The 18,598-nt window shown below is 65.2% G+C and carries 13 protein-coding genes; 2 read left to right on the top strand and 11 right to left on the bottom strand.

Features of this window, described 5'->3' with window-relative positions; genetic code table 11:
- Window position 1: 1 nt before the first annotated feature.
- The 11 genes from BES08_RS23480 to BES08_RS23430 all read right to left on the bottom strand — a co-directional run bounded on the left by BES08_RS23480 (window position 2) and on the right by BES08_RS23430 (window position 17,336).
- A complete protein-coding gene (locus BES08_RS23480) occupies window positions 2-928 on the bottom strand; it encodes a dihydrodipicolinate synthase family protein (protein ID WP_036529128.1) in 927 nt (308 codons plus the stop codon).
- 227 nt (window positions 929-1,155) lie between these two features.
- Window positions 1,156-2,610 carry a sodium:solute symporter family protein gene (locus BES08_RS23475; protein WP_069709495.1) on the bottom strand — a complete coding sequence of 485 codons (1,455 nt, stop codon included), beginning with the start codon at window positions 2,608-2,610 and terminating at the stop codon, window positions 1,156-1,158.
- A complete protein-coding gene (locus tag BES08_RS23470) occupies window positions 2,607-2,840 on the bottom strand; it encodes a DUF3311 domain-containing protein (protein WP_051587121.1) in 234 nt (77 codons plus the stop codon). The genes BES08_RS23475 and BES08_RS23470 overlap by 4 nt, the downstream gene beginning before the upstream one ends.
- 220 nt (window positions 2,841-3,060) lie before the next feature.
- Window positions 3,061-3,978 carry a LysR family transcriptional regulator gene (locus tag BES08_RS23465; RefSeq protein WP_155986432.1) on the bottom strand — a complete coding sequence of 306 codons (918 nt, stop codon included), beginning with the start codon at window positions 3,976-3,978 and terminating at the stop codon, window positions 3,061-3,063.
- Between the two features lie 142 nt (window positions 3,979-4,120).
- A complete protein-coding gene (locus tag BES08_RS23460; protein ID WP_051587122.1) occupies window positions 4,121-6,649 on the bottom strand; it encodes a glycoside hydrolase family 3 protein in 2,529 nt (842 codons plus the stop codon).
- 92 nt (window positions 6,650-6,741) lie between these two features.
- Window positions 6,742-8,970, bottom strand: coding sequence for a TonB-dependent receptor (locus tag BES08_RS23455; protein ID WP_036529091.1), 2,229 nt, complete (start codon window positions 8,968-8,970; stop codon window positions 6,742-6,744).
- Between the two features lie 291 nt (window positions 8,971-9,261).
- Window positions 9,262-9,594 (bottom strand): DUF2322 family protein, encoded by a 333-nt coding sequence (locus tag BES08_RS23450; protein ID WP_008831716.1) that lies wholly within the window; start codon window positions 9,592-9,594, stop codon window positions 9,262-9,264.
- Window positions 9,595-9,769: 175 nt separating this feature from the next.
- On the bottom strand, window positions 9,770-12,274 hold the full coding sequence (locus BES08_RS23445; protein ID WP_069709494.1) for a TonB-dependent receptor: 2,505 nt from the start codon (window positions 12,272-12,274) through the stop codon (window positions 9,770-9,772).
- A 95-nt stretch (window positions 12,275-12,369) separates the two neighbouring features.
- Window positions 12,370-13,959: a carboxylesterase/lipase family protein gene (locus BES08_RS23440; protein WP_051587123.1), complete on the bottom strand. Its 1,590-nt coding sequence runs from the start codon at window positions 13,957-13,959 to the stop codon at window positions 12,370-12,372.
- Window positions 13,960-14,329: 370 nt separating this feature from the next.
- Complete coding sequence (locus BES08_RS23435) at window positions 14,330-14,989, bottom strand: TetR/AcrR family transcriptional regulator (RefSeq protein ID WP_051587124.1); 660 nt, start codon at window positions 14,987-14,989, stop codon at window positions 14,330-14,332.
- Window positions 14,990-15,206: 217 nt separating this feature from the next.
- Window positions 15,207-17,336, bottom strand: coding sequence for a TonB-dependent receptor domain-containing protein (locus BES08_RS23430; protein WP_036529099.1), 2,130 nt, complete (start codon window positions 17,334-17,336; stop codon window positions 15,207-15,209).
- A gap of 178 nt (window positions 17,337-17,514) precedes the next feature.
- Between BES08_RS23430 and BES08_RS33085 the strand changes: the two genes are divergently transcribed.
- On the top strand, window positions 17,515-17,688 hold the full coding sequence (locus BES08_RS33085; RefSeq protein ID WP_155986433.1) for a hypothetical protein: 174 nt from the start codon (window positions 17,515-17,517) through the stop codon (window positions 17,686-17,688).
- Window positions 17,689-17,789: 101 nt separating this feature from the next.
- Complete coding sequence (locus tag BES08_RS23425) at window positions 17,790-18,488, top strand: GntR family transcriptional regulator (RefSeq protein ID WP_008831721.1); 699 nt, start codon at window positions 17,790-17,792, stop codon at window positions 18,486-18,488.
- Window positions 18,489-18,598: the final 110 nt, after the last annotated feature.

Below are 18,598 nucleotides of genomic sequence, written 5' to 3'. Positions count from 1 at the left end.
GTCAGATCATATCGAGCTTTCGCAGCGTCTCGGCAATGCTTTCGCGGTCCTTGCCGGTGACGTCGATCAGCGGCTTGCGCACCGGACCGCCGGGCAGGCCCATGGCATCGAGCGCGGCCTTGAGGATCGCCGGGCCGGAACCGAACCTGCCGACGAGGTCCGGCGTGTACCATTCCTCCATCAGCACCCGGTCCTTGCGCCCGCATTCGCGTGCGCCCTCGATATCACCGGCCCACAGCTTGTCGTAGAAGCCGGTCTGGTTGCGGCCGAGCACGCCGCCCGCGCCCATCGTGCCGTCGCCGCCGTGGACGCGCAGCATCGTCAGGCCCAGTTCGTCCATCGGATAGCCGAACACGCGGACCTGCTCGCCCAGCGCGAAAACGGTCTCGGCGAAGTGCGTGAAACGCGGGGTGGACTGCTTGATGGCGACGATCGCGTCGATGTCGGCAAGGCGGCGCAGCGTCTCCAGCGGCATGTCGATGCCGGTGCCCGGAGGCCAGTTGTAGACGCAGATCGGCAGGTCGATGGCGGCGCCGACTTCCTCGTAGAACGCCACGATCTCGTTCGGCAGCGGGCGCACGTAAGGCGGCGGGGTGATGAGCACGCCCTCGAAACCGGCCTCGGCGGCGGCCTGCGCATAAGCAATCGTCTCGCGCGCGGTGAAGCTGGAGCAGCCTGCGATGAGCGGCACCTTCTTCGCCATCTGGCTACCCGCCAGTTCGAACAGGCGCTTGCGCTCGTCCGGGCGCATGCTGGTCCATTCGCCGGTGGTGCCCGCCAGCACGAGGCCGTGCATGCCCTGATCGACGAGCCATTCCAGCAGCAGGCCGAGGCCCTTTTCGTCGAGGGTGTCCTCGTCGATGAAGGGGGTCGTGATCGCGGGGATATAGCCCTGCCAGTTCACCCGTGACCGCTTGCTGACCGTCATTGCTTCGTCCTTGTTCCTGACCTGCGGAAATTCCTGCTGCAGCGGCGCGATCTTTGTCCCGCTCTCTGCCTTCAGACGATCGATGCCAGCGGGGTTGTTTTCCAACAATGGCGCGCATCGGGCGAAAACGTTGCGCTGGCCGCAACGTCGGACATGGCTTGGACACGAAGACGCCGCGCCCGGTCGAAACCGGACGCGGCGTTGTCTTGCGCCTCAGTCGCCTGTCGTCAGGCGGGTTGGGCGACGAGCTCCTTGCGCGGGCTTGCCAGAGACAGGCCCACGGTTACCGCGGCATTGGCGATCAGCGCGACGAGGCCGATCTCCCAGTGCGGAAACCATGCGGCGGCAAGGCTCGACAACGTTGGCATCCAGAGCACTGCATAACCCGTCAGCAATCCGCCCAGGACGGCGGCGGCGCTAGTGCGGCGCAGCAGGAAGGCGCAGTAGACGCCCGGCGCCAGCATGCCGATCGCGGCATAGGCGGACAGGCCGATCTCGACCAGCGAGCCGCTCGCACCCAAAGTCAGGTAAAGCGCGATCGCGGCGAACACGACCATCGCGAGGCGCGAGACGAGCAGTTCGGTGCGGTCGTCTATGGTCGGAACCAGCGGGCGCACGATGTTGCGGCCGAAGATCGAGCCGCAGGTCAGCAGCAGCACCGAGCCGGGCACGAGCGCCAACAGCGAGGCCGTCCCCGCCAGCACGCCGAGCATCCAGGCCGGATAGCGCTGCTCCACGAAGGCCAGCAGCAGCGAATTGGGGTCGCCGCCGGGCGCCTTGGTCCCGGCCAGCAGCGCAGCGAAGCCGAGCAGGATGATGAAGAAATACGAGAGCGAGTAGATCGGCTGAAACACCGCGTTGCGCCGGATCGTCGTGCCGCTGTCGGCCGAGTAGCACAGCTGGAACATGTGCGGGAAGATGTACGTCCCCAGCGCCACGTTGATCGCCGAGGTCACCAGCCAGGTCACGTCGAGGCCGAGTTCGGGCTTGAGACCGGGGAAGCGGGTGGCCTGCGGGAAACGCTCGCCGACGGTGCGGAAGACGTCGAGCACCGAGGCCTCGCCCACCACGCTCGCGACGGTCCAGGCCAGCACGATCACCACGATCAGCATCACCACGTCCTTCACGCCCGCGGCGAAGGCGGCGGAGCGCAGGCCCGCGAGGAACACGAAGAGCAGCATCAGCACGACCGAAAAGCCCGCCGCCGCGCCCTGGCTCACCCACGGCCCTGCGGCGAGGCGCACCACCAGAGTCAGCGCGGTGACCTGGATCTGCACGTAGACCACCAGCGCGATCAGCCCCGCCGCCGCCACGCAGACGCCCAGCCAGCGCGCCTGATAGCGGTGCGCGAAGAAGTCCGCCTGCGTGACAAGGCCGTGGCGCCGCCCATAGGCATGGATCATCGGCGTCAGCCAATAGCCCAGCGCCGCCGACAGCGAGACCGAGCAGAACGCCAGATAGGCAGGCGCGCCGTAAGCCCAGGCAAAGCCCGAGATGCCGAGCACGGCGAACGTCGTGTATATCTCACCGGCGTTGAGGAACCAGAACACCAGCGTGCCCAGCTTGCGGCCACCGAGCGCCCATTCCTCCATGGTCTGCGCGCGCTTCTGCTTGCGGCGACCATAGAGCATCGACCCGGCGACAGTGCCGCACACGATCAGCAGGATGAGCGAAAGGATCATGCCCCGCCCTCCTTATTGCGCGCGTCCAGCATGAAGCGGAGGCCCAGAACGGCGGTAGCGAAGAGGATACCCGCCATCTGCCAGACCATACCGAACGGCAGGCCCAGCGGCGCCCACTCGACGCCGTTGGCCCATGGCGCGAAGCCCAGCTGCCACACGAACGGCAGCAACAGCAGCAGGTCGGCGCGCGACAGGCCGGTGTCTTCGGGGTTGTCGGTCGGGTCAGTCATCAGTGCTCTCGGATGTTGCAATGAGCAGCGTGGACGCCGTCAACGTTGCATTCAATGACGAATCAATGCTCGAAACGTTGCGAAAAACGAAACGCCGACCCGTATGATTACCTTCCACCCATCTCGTCATTGCGAGCGTAGCGAAGCAATCCAGGGCGACCTCATACTGCCCTGGATTGCTTCGCTACGCTCGCAATGACGATCCGAAGGTAACCTGACATCACCGTTCCCGCCCCACCGGCCGGTTCCACTGCCGCAACTGCGCCTCGATGCGCTTGAGCAGGCGCAGCGGCGCGCCTTCCAGCTGGCGGCCGGAGCGCAGGACGAGGCTGGTGGTGGTTTCCTCGATGCTGTCGTCGGCAATCGGCACGCTGACCATCGCGCCTTCGGTCAGTTCGGACCACACCGAAATCTGCGGCAGGATGGCAACGGCGATCCCCGCGCGCACCATGTCCTGCATGACGTGGATCGAGTTCGAGGTGATCGCGGGCTGGAAGTAGGTCTTTGAATTGGCCTCCGCCGCGCTCAGGATCTGGCGGATGCGGAAATGCGCGGGCGGCAGCACCAGCGGCACTTGCGCCAGCTGCGCGATGGTGACGCTCGGCTGTGCGGCCAGCGGGTTGTCAGGGAGCATGATCGCCATCAGCGGCTGCGCGATCACCGAACGGACGTGGATCTTCATGTCGTTCGGAGTCGAGAAGACGAGGCCGAAATGCGCCTCGTCATCCGCGATCATGCGCAGAATCTCGGTGGTGGAACCGGTGAGGATCTCCAGCCGGATCAGCGGGTTCGCTTGCGAGAACTGGCTGACGATCGAGGTGAAGCTCTGCCCCGCGAAGCCGTCGCCGATGGCTGCGGTCACTTGGCCCGTGCGGACCGAGCGCAGTTCCTCCAGCTTGGCACGCAGCGCCTCGCGGTCGGCCAGCTGGTTGCGGTAGTGGGCGATGACGATCTCGCCCGCGTGGGTCAGGCGCACGCCGCGCCGCCCCTTCTCGATCAGGGCGAGGCCGTACTGGCTTTCCAGCTGCGCGATCTGGCGGCTGATCGAGGACGGCGCGACGTTGAGCCGGTCCCCCGCCGCGCGCATCGATCCCGCGCTGAGCGCTTCCAGCAGGTATCGCATTCCGGCTTCGGACAAGGGGTGCTCCTTTTCGTCGCCCCGGACTTTATCCGGGACCGCTGGCCGTGACCGGCTACGTTCGCGTCAGGATACCCGCCGCGAGGTAGCACCTAAAGACCGCCCGCGGTCCCGGATCAAGTCCGGGACGACGAAGAACCGCTCACCTTGCCGGATCGAAGTCCTTGCCCAGCGGCAGATCGCGCGAGCTGGAACCGATCTGGACGCGGTAGCTGCCCTCGGCCAGTTGCCAGTCGTGCGCAGTCTCGTCCCAGTAGGACAGAGCGCGGCGGTCCAGCGGGAATTCGACCGTGGCCGACTTGCCCGGCTGCAGCGAGACGCGCGCAAAGCCCTTGAGCTGGCGCGGCGGCTCGTTCGCGGCGGCGGGCATTGAGACGTAGAGCTGCGCCACTTCGTCGCCAGAGACCTTGCCGGTATTGCGCACGGTGGCGCGCACCGACCAACCATCGCCCGACTTCGACAGCTTCAGGCCGCTGTAGGCGAAGCTCGTGTAGGACAGGCCGTGGCCGAAGGGATAGAGCGGCGCGATGCCCTTGGCGTCGTACCAGCGGTAGCCGACGAGAATGCCTTCGTCATAACGCGCGGTGGTGCCGATGCCGGGGTAGCGGGCGGGCTGGTCGGCGGGGCCATTGACCTCGTCCGCCGGGAACGTCACCGGCAACTTACCCGAGGGGTTGGCCTTGCCGGTCAGCAGCGCGGCGATGGAGTCCGCCGCCTGCTCTCCCGGATACCAGGCGGTGAGGATGCCCGCGACCTTGTCGCGCCACGGCATCAGCACCGGGCCGACGGTGTGGAGCACGACGACGGTGTTGGGGTTGGCCGCCGCGACGGCCTCGACCAGCGCGTCCTGATCGCCGGGGAGCTTGAGGTCGGTGCGATCCGCGCCTTCGGAAACGTGATCGGCGACGAAGACCACCGCCACTTCCGCTTTCTTCGCGGCGGCGACGGCCTCATCGATCAGCGCCCGATCCGGCGCCTGCCAGCCGAGCCGCAGCTCGTTGGCCGAGAGCGTCGGCGCGTTGGAATAGTCGAGCTGCAGCGCCACGCGCTTGCCCGCTTCCAGCCAGACGGTGCCGTGCGTGGCAAGGCGGAAGCTCTGCTTGGGCACGTAGACCACGCGCTTGCCGTCGATCAGCAGCGCGATCTCGCCGCCGCCGTTGAGCGAGAAGCGATAAGTGCCGGTCTTCGGCGGCACGAAGCCCGCCGTCCAGCGCGCCGACCACAGCGAGGGCAAGCCCTGCACGCCCGCCTTGGGACCAGCCTCGGCGTAGTCGATCGACGCTTCCTTGCGGGTGACGAGCGGCTCGCCCTTCCAGTCGGGCGAGGCGTAGTAGCGCGCCGTCAGGCCCTCGAAGGCCGAGGCCGGCATGGCGGGCAGCGGCGCGATGCCTAGGGTGCCGCGCGCATATGTCACGCTCGCCTTGTCGCCGAGCGCCGCCTTGATCGCATCGACCGGGGCCTTGAGCGTGCCGACGTCCTCGGTCTTCACGAAGCCGCCGTAGCGTTCGGACGTCTGGACGTTCGCGCCCGCATCGTCGCCGATCACGGCGATCGTCTTGGCCTTCAGGGGCAGAACGCCGCGCTCGTTGCGCAGGAGGACGGTGCCTTCCTCGGCGATCTTTTCCGACAGGACGAGGTGCGCCGGATCGCGCACGTTGGCATTGGCGTCGGCCGCCGCGATGGGATGATCGACGAGCCCGAGGCGGAACATCGGGGTGACGATGCGCTTCACCATGCCGTCGATGTCAGCTTGTGTGATGGCGCCTCTCGCGCGGGCGGCTTTCAGTTCCTTGACGCCGTAGAACTCGGCGAACCCGAAGGGGCTGACGCCGCCGGGCATGGAAATGTCCAGCCCCGCCTTCACCGAGGGCGCGGTGGAGCGGTGGGCGAAGTACCAGTCGGCAACGACGAACCCGTCGAAGCCCCAGCGCTTGAGATTGCCCAGCGTGCCGGGGTTCTCGCAGGCGTAGTGCCCGTTGACGCGGTTGTACGCGCACATGATCGAGCCGGCCTTGCCCTGCTTCACCACCGCCTCGAAGCCGGGGTAGTAGATCTCGCGCAGCGCGCGTTCGGGCACGATCGCGTCCACCGCCTCGTAGGCGGGACCGTCGCCCAGACGCAGCCATTCCTGATTGTTCGCCGCGAAGTGCTTGGGGGTGGCGATGAGGCCGAGCGACTGGATGCCGCCGGTGATCGCGGTGCCCAGCTGCGCGGTCAGGTAGGGGTCTTCGCTCAGCGTCTCGGCGAGGCGGCCCCACTTGGGGGTGCGGATGATGTTGATGGTGGGGGCGAGCACCACGTTGCGCCCCTTGCCCGCGTGCTCGGCGCCCAGCGCCTTGCCGTAGGCGGTCATCAGATCGCGGTCGAAGGTCGCCGCGCCCATGACGGGTGCGGGGAACTGCGTCACGCCCTTCATGCCGTTGCCGACGCCCGCCGGGCCATCGCCCATGCACAGGCGCGGCAGGCCGAGGCGGGCGATGCCGCTTATGTGGCCGACGCAGGCATTGACGCCGGTGCCGTTGGCATCAAGCTCGGTATCGCCCTGAAGCAGCTTCAGCTTCTCGTCGTCCGTCATCGCCGCGACCACCAGCTCCGCCCGCTGTTCGGGCGTGCGGGCGGCGTCCAGCCACGGCTTGTCAGCCGGGGCCGCGAAAGCGGGAGTGGTCGCCACGGCGCAAGACGCGATCCCGGAGAGCAAGGCTCTCCGGGATGCGTTTGCCACCTGGTGCGACCCGAGGACGAACTTGGAAGCAGCAGTCATGATCAGAACTTCACCATTCCCGACAGGCTGACCGTGCGCGGACGGTTCATGTAGTAGCCCAGCGGGTACACGCCCGGAACGATCTCATTGTAGTTGATCGTGGTCTGGTCGTTGAACAGGTTGGTGACGTTGAGGTTCACCTGCCATGGACCCTTGCTGATGCCGGCATGCATGCCGACCAGCCAGTAGGAGTCGAGCGGCTGGTAGTTGTCGATGGCCGGGTTGAACTTGGTGGCCATCGAACCCTGATAGCTCACGTCCGCACCGAAGGAAGCGTCCACGCCCAGTGCGTCCACGAAGGTCGTGTAGTTGACGCTGCCCGCGCCGGTGAATTCCGGCACGTAGGGGATGCGGTCGCCCTTGTTGCCGGTGCCGGCAACGGGGTTGTCCTGCGCCAGCTTGGCGGTGTTGTAGTTGCCCGACAGGTTGATCTGCAGGCCCGGGATCGGGCGCGCATCGAGCGTCATTTCGATGCCCTTGACCTCGGCCTTGCCGCCATTGCCGGTGTAGCCGAACGACACGGTGCCGTCGGTCGCCTGCTGCGAGACCTGGATATCCGACCAGTCGATGTAATAGACCGCGCCGTTCAGGAACAGCTTGCGATCAAGCAGCGTGGTCTTCACGCCCCACTCGTAGGACCACAGCGAGTCCGAACCGTAGCCGTCGGGTATGACGACATTGGCGATGGCAGCGGCGGTCTGGTCGTTGGTGCCGCCCGAGCGGTAGCCCTGTGCGACCTGCACGTAAGTGTTGACCTGATCGCTCAGCTTGTACGCAAGGTTGAAGCGGCCGATCAGGCCGTTGTCCTTGGTGTGCAGCTTCGGCCCTGCGCCCGCGCCGGTGCCGCCGCCGAAGGCGACGTTGGCGACCGACTGCTGCTCAAGCTTGAAGTCGAACAGGCGGCCGCCTGCGGTGAACGTCAGGTCCGGCAGGATCTCATAGCTGAGTTCGCCGAACAGCGCGCGTTCCTTGATGCGGGTGTCGACGGTGCGGTCGAGCAGCATGTCGGCATCGGCGGGCAGGTTGCCGTTGACGTCGGCCTTGGGCCACGAGCTGTTGAAGAAGCGGTTCTCGTTCTGGAAGAAGCCGCCGACGAGGATCTGGAACGGGCCGTCGAAGTCGGACGCGAAGCGCAGTTCGCCGCTGTCCACCCGGCGGTGCTTGTCCTGCTTCAGAGCGCTGCGGCCGGTGGTGTCGTGCGGCAGGCCGAGGAACGCCTGCGCCGCCAGCGAGGCATCGCGCACGAAGCTGGTGTCACGCACGAAGCGCGAGACGGTGCCGGTGAACGTGCCGAAGGGCTGCTTGTAGTTGACGGTCGCGTTGTAGATTTCGCTCTTGTCGCTGTAGGGCGCGCGCACTTCGTCGGCCTGATAGTTCGAGGGCAGCACGTTGCCGTCGTAATCCAGCTTGTTGTAGAAGTTCTTCGCGTCCTGATGGACGTCCTGGTACATCGCGGTGAGGTCTACGGTCAGGTCCGGGGTTGCCTGAAGGCGGGCGGTCAGGCGGCCGGCCTTGCTCTTTTCGGCGTTGGCGCCCTTCTGAAAGCGGTTGTCGATCCAGCCCGGCAGGTCGGCATAGAAGCCCGAGGCGCGCACGGCGAGGACGCCGGGGATGACCGGCAGGTTGACGGCGCCGTCGGTCTGCATGCCCAGCGATGCGCCCTTGGTGGCGCGCAGGGCCGACTGGACGTAGCCGTTCACGCCGCCGTCGGGATCGGCCTTCTTGGTGATGTAGCGGATCGTGCCCGCCATCGAGCTGGCGCCGAAGGTGGTGCCCTGCGGACCCTTGAGCACTTCGACGCGGTCGATGTCGAACAGCTTGATGTCGGGGGCCTGGCCGCCGCCGTCCTGCGCGTTCTCACCGGTGATGACGGTCTCGTCGAGGTACATGCCCACGGTGCTGGCACCGGCCGAGTTGACGCCGCGAATGACGTAGCGCTTGTCGCCGGGGCCTTCGTCCTGAACCGACAGGGCCGGAATCGCGTGGTAGAAGTCCGCGAAGTCGACCGCACCCTTGTCCTTCAGCGCGTCGCCGCCCAGCGCCTGCACGGCGATCGGGGTATCCTGAACGGTCGAGGACGTACGCTTGGAAGCGGTGACGACGATGTCGCCGCCGGTGCCCTCAGCGGCCGTCGCCGCGTCCTGCGCAAGTGCAGGCACGGCGCACAGCGCGGTGCCGGTCATCATGCCGGTTACGAAAAGCCTCAGCGCTGCGTTCGTCTCGATCTTCATGGAACCCCTTTCAACCCGATTGTGCTTTAACCGGCGCGACAGCAAGTGTCCCCGCATCGCCGGATGACAGAAACGTCACACGAGCGCGGTTGCCCTTCAATGCAGCCAATCCGTGAGGTTCGTTGCGATGAGCGCAACGCTATTCCAGGCAGATCTCCCGAATTCGGGTGGTTTCGCATGATATTACGCGAACATGGGGCAGCAGCTCCTCCGAGCTGCCACCCCATGTTCACAGCCGTATTTCAGGCATTTCGGCGGCCACCATGGCCGTTCGCCCAAGCGCCCTCAGCCTTACGACTGGGGAATGATCTCGATGGAGAGCGGGCTGCCACCGGCGGCAATGTCCAGCAGGCGGTCGATATTGGGATGGGCGCCGGGACGGTTGCGGGCATCGGCCGTGTGCTCGGCAAACACGCCCAGGCCATGCTCGGCCGCTGCGGCGTCAAGGGCGGGGAAGCACTGCTTCAGGTGCTGATACACGGCGAGCGACCCCTGCTTGCCGGGCTGGTTCTCGATGCTGGCAACTACCGTTCCATCGACCGCGACAAGGTCGATGCGCTCCAGCCCATCGATCGGCGGGAGCTTCTGCAGATTGTCCTTGAACGTCGCGCCGGGCTGAATCATCGAATTGAATTCCTGCTTTGATGGGGCGGCGGCCTCTAACACCATCCGTCCACACCCGCCATCGATGATGCCCCGACAACAAAGGCCGGCGACAAAAGGTGGTGGAGGCCGCACCGGCAACGGCAGCCTCCACCATGGCGCCGACGTCAGGGAGGGCCTGACGCCGACGTCATTTTCAGTAGCTGTAGCGGATACGCAGGCCAGCCGTGCGCAAGTCCGGCAGGCCGACGATCGCGGCCGTGTTGGTGCCGGTATAGCGGAAGTCGTTGGTGAACAGAGTGCCCAACGCAACACTGGTATAGGCGTGCGTATTGAACACGTTGTTCACGAAGACCTCGACGTTGACCTTGCCGGTCTCGATGCCCGTGCGCATGTTCACCAGGGTCAGGTCGGGCGACTTGAGCACGTTCGACGCATCCGAGTAGACGCCCGACTTGTAGCTGAGGTCACCGCGAATAAACGCCTTGGCACCGTCCGCCACGGGGATCGGATGGCTGTAGCTGACGCTGACCGCCGCCGAATACTTCGAGGTCAGCGGGTTCTCGTTGCCCCGGAAGTCGGTAATGCCGGTCAGCGCAGTCGAAGACGGCGCGGTCAGGCTGCGGATCGAGCTGGCGTTGATCGCGCCGCTGGCGGTGATGGACAGGTTGTCGGTCACGTCGGCGAAGACTTCAGCCTCGAACCCGGTCATGATGACCTTGCCCGCGTTACGCAATGCGGTGATCACCTGCGGCGTGTTGGTCTGCGCATCGAAGAACACCACGTCCGCCGAGTTGATCTGGTTCTTCCAGATCGCCCTGTAGGCCGCCAGCGTGTAGCGCACGCTGTTGCCCAGCAGGCGCCCCTTCAGCCCGATCTCGTAGTTGTCCAGCTTCTCCGGATCGACTTCGATGGCAAGGCCCGATGCCGCCGCCGTCTGCTGGACCGACGGCGTGCCGGTCAGGAACTGGGTGTTGAAGCCCGCCGGATTGATGCCCTTGGCGTAGGAGGCGTAGAACATCGTGTCGGGATCGAACTGGTACTGGACGATGCCGCGCGGGATGAAATTGCGGTAGTTCTTATGGGCCAGAGTCTGGCCCTCGGCATAGAAGCCGGCGGGGGCGAAAGCGTCGGTCGTGACGGTCAGGCCGCCCGGCGGAGCATAGGCATAGAGCTTGTCGATCTGGTAGCGCCCGTCGACGCTGATGGTCAGCTTGTCGGTCAGGTCGTAGCTGAGGCCGAAGAATGCGCCCAAGGTCTGGTTGCGCGACTGTCCGAAGACGGCCGAGAAGGTGGAGATGCCCAGCGCGTTGTTGCCGCCGCCATTGGCGTTCTGGTAGCGCGCGTCGAGGTAGCTGACGCCGACGGTGCCCTTGAAGCGGTCGGTGTCGTAGCGCGCCCGGAATTCCTGCGACCAGTCGCTCTGCCTGCGCTCCACCAGGAACGGGAAATCGAAGTAGCTGCGCGATCCGGCCGAGCCGAAGATGTTGGCCTGTCCGACGCTGTAGTAGTTGTCCAGGTCGGCCAGTTCGCTGTTGCGCTCCTTGTTCATGCCGGTCAGCGAGCTGAGCGTCACACCGTCGGCCACTTCCCAGTCCACCGAGGCATGCAGGTGGTAGAAGCGGCTGCGCAGACCATAGCCCTGCACGCCGTCTTCCGGCGAGATCAGGCGGCCTTTCGGATTGGCGAGGAAATTCTTGATGAAGGCGTCGTTGGTGGTGTTCGCCGAGGGCGAGTTCACCAGCTTGGGCGCCGTGCCGCAGATATAGCGGTTGGTGCGGGTGACCCCGCTGGAATTGGTGACGTTGAAGCTGCAGTTCGACTGGTCCTGCACGATCACCCGGCCATTGTCGTCGGTCGCCTGGTATGCGCCGATCAGACCCTGCGCGCTGGGGCCGTCGTCGTTGTAGGTGATCATGCCGAAGCCCTTGACCGTCAGGTTCGAGGCGGGCGTGAAAGTGAGGGCCAGGGTGCCGGTGCGGGTCTTCTGGTCGCCCAGCGTCTGTCCCGGGACCCCGGCGTTCTCGTAGGAACCGTCCTTGGCGTACTTGCGCACGGTGGCGCGGATGCCGAGCAGGTCATCGACCAGTGGGCCGCTCACTTCGCCCATGACGTCGTAGCTGTTGCGCGTGCCGATCATCGCATCGACGGTGCCGGTCCAGTGGTCGCTGGGTGCCTTGCTCACGACGTTGACCGCGCCGGCGAACGTCTGGCGACCGAAGTAGGCGGCCTGCGGTCCCTTGAGCACTTCGACGCGCTCGGGATTGGTGATGTTGTTGATCGCCGTGGCCGAACTGACCGGCACGCCGTCGATGAACACCGAGGCGGTCTGGGCGACGGCATTGGGCGGGGTGAAGCCGCGGATGATGATCTGCTGGAACGAACGGTCGTTGCGGCCCGCGCCGTTGTTCACGACCTTCATGCCCGGTGTATAGGCGGCGATGTCCTGCACCGAGACGATGCCGCGTGCGCGGATGTCCTCGCCGGTCAACGCGGAGACCGCGATCGGCGTCTCGAGAATGCTCTCGGCGCTCTTGCGCGCGGTGACGAAGATCTCGCCGCTCGCGGGTTCCTGCTGCGCGGGCGGACTCGCTGCTTCCTGCGCAAACGCGGGCGCCGACCCCGCGATGGCCCCCGAAACCGTCAATGCGACGATCGATACCCGCGCAGCGTCGTGCTTGATGAAATCCCTCAACTTCATGGTCGTTGTCCTCACTCTGGATTTGTCATGGACGAGCGCCACCCTCCCCCGAAGAGGTGCTCGCAACGTTGGCTTCTGCTTGTGTTATTCAGTAATCAGCGGCGCGGCGCGGGCGGCCCCGGCAGCGGCGGATCGATCGCCGCGTGAACCTTCATCAGCCCGTCGAACCGCGCCCGGTCCGGGTCTGGTACAGCCCCTGGATGCTCGGTAACCTGCATGCGCCTCGCCGCCTCCCCGGGGACATAGCGCGGCCAGTGTGCCGCCCCTTCGCCGCCCGGAGCGCCCGTGCTTATGAACGCCGCCCACCAGGCATTCATCTGCCGCGCGACGGCGCGATCGGCCTCGGCGATGCGCCAACCCTGCTGCGCCTCGAGCGTATCGAACACATAGGGTATCTCGGCACCGTGGTATGCGCCGGCAAGGCGCACGTCGAAACCGGTGCCGAAGGTTCCCTCCGGCACGGGCGGTGCGTGGTCGAACTCGTAAAGGTAGACCGGGCCGCGACCGAAACGCGCCGCGGCATAAGCCCAGAGCCAGGTTGGGTAGGCGATGTTGTGATGCCCTGCTGCCGCGACCAGAGCTGCCTGGTCGTCGCCGGGTGCATGCGGATAGAGGCGTGCGACTGCGCCCGCCTCGGCGCCGTAGGTCGCCTGCAGCATCTGCGCGAAGCTGCGCTTCGGACCAAGCAGCGTCAGCGAACCTTCATCCGCGTTCCAGCCCGCCAGCAGCGGCACGTCGTTGAATTTTCCCGAGGCGAAGATGCGCCAGGGGGCATCGGGTAGCAGGTGCCCGTCGACCACCGGCAGATTGTAGAACTGGCCGTTGGCGAGCCTTGCGGCGCTGGCAAGGACGCGCTCGGCAGGTACCCGGCGCAGCGCGGCAAGATCGCTCGCCCCCAAGTCCTGCATCAGCGCGGTGCCGCGCTTTTCCTCGAACGCCAGGGTCGTGGCGCCCATGCTGGCGGGCTCCGCGCGGCGCAGCGATGAGCCGCTTTCGCCGATTGCCTGCGCGAACAGCCCCTTCGCGAGCGGCGAAGCCATCATGACGCTGGTGGTCACCGAACCCGAGGACTCCCCGCCGATGGTGACCCGGCCCGGCTCGCCGCCGAAGCGGCCGATGTTGCGCCGGACCCACCCGAGCGCGGCGATCACGTCCATGAAGCCGTAGTTGCCCGAGGCATCGTAGCCACTCCGCGCGCTCAGTTCCGGAGTGGACAGGAAGCCCAGCGGCCCGAGGCGGTAGTTGATCGTCACCACGACGATCCCCTTGCGCGCGAAGGCGGAGCCATCGAACGTCGGCTGCGCCCCGGAACCGACCCGCGATCCGCCACCATGGATCCACACGAATACCGGGTGGCGCCCCGATTTGGCCGGCGCCCAGACATTGAGGAAAAGACAGTCTTCAGAGCGCGGCCGCTCGGCCGGGCTGTTCTCGTTCACCGCCTGCATGCAGTCGGCGCCGAACGTATCGGTGCTGCGCACGCCCTGCCATGGGACAACCGCAGCGGGAGGCTCCCAGCGCCGTTCGCCGATGGGCGCGGCGGCATAAGGGATGCCCTTGTAGACCCGGACACCATCGGCACGGGCCGGAGCCGGGGCGATGGCGCCGCCATCCACGCGCAGGCTGTCGGGCACAGTAGCGGCTTCCGGCGAAGGCACCGAAATGCCCACCAGTATGGGCACCATACAAAACGATAATATGCTTCGCCGCGACATGACGCACCCGTCCGATTCCGTGATGGAAATAAACTGCGTCAGTGATAAATAAATTAGCAGTCCCTTGAGGCGTGTATTCGTCTGGCGGATATATTTAGGAACGATTTTTACAAAATCATACTTTTGTAAAAATCCCAAAGATATTGTCGATTATCGCAAAAAACTAAGAAGAATTTTTCAACAAACTGGATTTTACGGAATACTATAAATAGACATGAAGACGGGTGCACCCTAGTGAAACAAGCCCATCGGTCGCCCTGTCATTAATTTTATGCAGTGTTAAAAATTTAAAACCTCGGCACAATTTTGTCATCGCGGCGACAGCCGGTCACAGTTTCGTTCAATGAATTTCGGCCGCAGCCGACTGATCGTGGCCGGGTCGCACGAGAAGTTGCCTCACGGCCCGATCAAGGTGCTCTGCGGCATCCACAGCCCCGCCGAGCAGCGCCTGAAACTGCAATCCGTCCGACAGGGCGATCAGCGACTGCGCAGCATAGTCAGCATCGACGTGCGGTGCGATGACACCTGCCTGCTGCCCTCGCTTGAGCGCATCGCACAGTTCGCGCCGGATGCCCTCGAACCGCGCCGTGAAGTAGGCATGGGCCGGGTGCCCCGGCTCCAGAGCGTCGGAAGCGAACTGGAAATAAAGGCGTACGACCCCTGGCGCGGTCAGGTTGCGGCGGACCGAGGCGACATAGCGGCTCAGAACCGCCAGCGCACCATCGCCGGGGACAGCGATGCCGGCCGCCTCCTCGTCCCACCGGTTGAGCACGCATTCGAGCAGGTGCTCGAACGTTCCGAAGTAATAGAGGACATGCGCCGCTTCGATGCCAAGCTCGCGGCTCAAGGCGCGAAGGCTGACCGGCGCCGCGGCATCCGAGCAGTAGCGCCGCACGGTATCCGCGAGAATCTTCTCCCGCATCGCCGAACCCTTGCCGTAGCGCCTGGCGGCAGTGTCCGCTCCGGGCTGGGCCGGATCGCCCGCTTTCGCATGTTTCATTCCGCTCTCTTTTTCAACGAGCAATGATGCTGGTCGCCGGGCGGAAGGCTTGCCCGCAAGCCCGCGAGAAATCCAGATGGATCACGGCGAAAGGCATGCGATTTGTCGGACCTGCCGGGCGCGCCTGACTGGCTTCACAGCCGGAACGTCCCGGCGCGTAAGCGCCCGAGCCATGTCGGCGACACGGCTCGGGCGCTTTACGAACGGATCCGCAGGATCAGAAGTCCACGGTCGCGGAAAGCCACAACCTGCGCCCCTCCTGGTTGATCGAATAAGCGGGTGTAAAGGCCGTGGCGGTGCCGCTGTCATACGGCACGTAGACCGCATAGTCGGTGTTCAGCACGTTATAGACCGTGGCGGCGAGGCGGAATGCGGGCGCGATCTGGTACGAGCCGCCAAGGTGGAACACTTCATAGCTGCGGAAGTCGCCCACCGCCGCCTGCTGCGCATTGCTGCCGCGATAACGGCTGGAACGAATCTCACCCCGCGCCCAGAGGCTGGCCACGTCGCTCACCTTCCAGCGCAAGTTGCCGTTGAGCATGTGCTTGGGCATGCCGACCAGCGGCAGGCCCTTTTCCGAACCGCTGAGCTGCTCGGTCTCGGTATAGGTGTAGTTCACCGTGAGCGAGACCGCCTGCGTGAACGCGAAGCGGCTCGCCACTTCGACGCCGCGGGTGCGGGCCTTGTCGATGTTGATCGACTGGCTGAAAAGATCGACATTCGGGAAGTTGCCGACGTCGAGGCAGCCCGGACGGTTCAGGTTGGTCGAGAAAGTACAGTTGGGAATGCCCGGCCCGGTGGCGATCTTGTCGTCGAAGTCGTTGTTGAACAGCGTGACGTTGCCGCTGAAGAAGCCCTTGTCGTCGAAGTAGATGCCTGCTTCGTAAGTCGTGCTCGTCTCCGGCGTCAGGCCCGGCGTGCCGATCAGCGGCACGCGGCCCTGGCTGCCGAAGCCAATGATGCCGCTGGCGATCTGCTCGACGCGCGGGGTCTTGAAGCCCCGGCTGACGCCGCCTTTGACGGTCAGCGCATCGGTGACGTTCCACACCGCGTAAGCGCGCGGCGACCACTTGTTCCCGAATGTCGAGTGGTCGTCATAACGCACGCCGCCAGTCACGTTGAAGCCATCGACGACGGTGAGGGTCGCCTCGGCAAAGCCCGCCCACTGGGTGAACTTGAACGGAGCGGGCGCGACGCCGTCGATCATCCGGGCCTTCCAGTACTGCCCCCCGACGGTGAAGGCGAGCGGTCCGGCGCGTCCGGCGAAGCGGCTGTCGATGATGTCGTTGCGCGCCTCGAGGTTGCGGGCGCTGCCCGGGGTGGCGCCGGGCGTGCCGTTGGGGATCAGGCGGCCGATCGTCTCGGTGTCGTTGCGGGTCAGGGTGGTGTCGAGCTGGCCGAAGTCGCCCATGCGCCAGCTATGCGCAACGACGTAATTGGTGCGGTTGAACTGCTGCCTTGGCGCATAGCCGCCCGAACCCAGCGTGCCGAGCTGGCCTTCGGTGTTGTCGTAAGTCTGCTCGTTGCGGTCGAATTCCACCCACAGATCGTGGTCGGCGTGCGGCGTGAAGCTCAGACGGCCGCCGTACGTGTAGATGTCCGAGCGCACCGGGTTGCGGCCCAGCGTCAGTGCCGGATCACCGGGAATCTCGATGCTCGATCCCTCGCGGTGGAACACACTGCCGCGCAGGGTCAGGCCGACCAGGTCCTTGACCACCGGCCCTTGCGCAAAGCCGTTGATCGACTGGATGTTGCCGAAGCGCTGGTCCTCCTGGATCGTCGTCTCGGCGGTGGCGGTGCCGACCCAGCGGTTGCCGACCTTGCGGGTGATGATGTTGACGACGCCGCCCATCGCGTCCGACCCGTAGAGCGTGGACATCGGCCCGCGCACCACTTCGATCCGGTCGATCGCGGAATAGGGCGGCAGGAAGCTGGTGGACGTCTCGCCGAAACCGTTGGGCGTCACGCCGCCCGGCGCGTTCTGGCGGCGGCCGTCGATCAGCACCAGCGTATAGTCGCTGGGCATGCCGCGGATGGAGATGTTGAGGCCGCCGGTCTTGCCCGCCTCGCCGCCGACATCGACGCCGGGAACGTCCTGCAGCGCTTCCGCCAGGCTGCCGAAGCGCTTGTCCTGCAGGTCAGCCCGGTCGATCACAGTGATACTGGCCGGAGCCTCGACGATGTCCTGCGCATAACCGGCGGCGGTGACGACGATCGGCGATCCGGCCTCGGCGCCCGCCTCGTCGGCATGGGCGGCCTGAGCGATAAGACATGAAACGATGGCGAGACTGGCCTGCGCCAAATGGCGGGCACGCTGGCTGGATCGGCGATGGACTGCTGCGGACATGTTGAAACCCCCGTATTGGTAATGCGACTGACTCGCATTTGCGGGGCGCTCGTCGAAGCAAATGTCGGAGGTGTCAATCTGGCGACCGATGTGGTGCCCCGCTGGCAATCAAAAATTACAGACGGGAATCCAATCGCTTGCATCCAAGAAAAAGACGCTGCGGGATAGTTTCCCAATCATGGCTGAATTGCTGGCGCAAGCTGCTTTGCCCCGCCAGTACCATCGCAAGCGCTATACGAACGTAGCTGACGTCCGGCGCTGCCCGGATCTTTATCCCGATGCCGGGATAATGGGATGGACCGAGGATGAACGCGCAGGTTCACGAAAAAACGGTATCTCTTCCACTTCCTGAAGCCGCTACCGCTTTCGCACGCCCCGCATCCATGACAACCAGTCCTTGCCACGAGACTTCAAAAGTGTATTCTGAATCTCGTTGTGGAGAATACGACGAAGATGAAACAGGAAGCACCCGCACAAACCGGCACACTGCTGAATAGCGCGGATTCGGAAGTATACACCACCGTGCTGGCGCGGATCAAAAGCGGTGCGATCGAGCCCGAAGAAAGAATCGTCGATTCCAAGCTCGCGGCCGAATTCAACCTGTCGCGCATGCCCGTGCGGCAAGCCCTGCTGCGCCTCGTCCACGAAGGCTACCTGGTGGGAACCACGCGCGGCTTCGTGCTGCCGCGGCTGACTTACGAGGATATCGAGGAAATCTTCGAGGTGCGCATGCTGCTGGAACCCCGCGCCGCAGCTTCAGCCTGCCGCACGCTCGCCCCGGAAGCCCTTGTCGCCTTGCGCGAGGCGCTCGCCGAAGCGCGGCGCGCCGTCGCGGAAGTCAGGCTCGGCAACATGATGATCGCGAATGACCGGTTCCGGCAGATCTGGCTCGACGCGGTTCCCAACCGCAGGCTTGCCACCTCGATCAGCCGCTTCGTCGACCATGTCCAGATCGTTCGCCGGGCAACGATCTTCGACGCCGCAACGCAGCACGTCGTACTCGACCTGCTGACCCGGATGCTCGACGGATTCGATCGCAAGGACGCCCTGCTGGTACAGGATGCGACGCTGCAGTTCGTGGTACGCGCACGCGAGGCATTCATCGCCGCGACGAGCATAGAATCCACGCAAGGTCGCGCCTTCATGGGATGACCGCATTAAAGCCAGGGCCGTTTGCCTACTAATTTTAAGTATGAAATGAATTCCATTTAGCAATGCTTGCAAAGCAATTGCTTCCGACATGGTCCGACATAGCGCCGCCA

It is taken from the genome of Novosphingobium resinovorum (assembly GCF_001742225.1).
Classification (GTDB): Bacteria; Pseudomonadota; Alphaproteobacteria; order Sphingomonadales; family Sphingomonadaceae; genus Novosphingobium; species Novosphingobium resinovorum_A.
The sequence above is the reverse complement of the archived record's forward strand: the minus strand, read 5'-3'. Positions and strand labels throughout refer to the sequence as shown.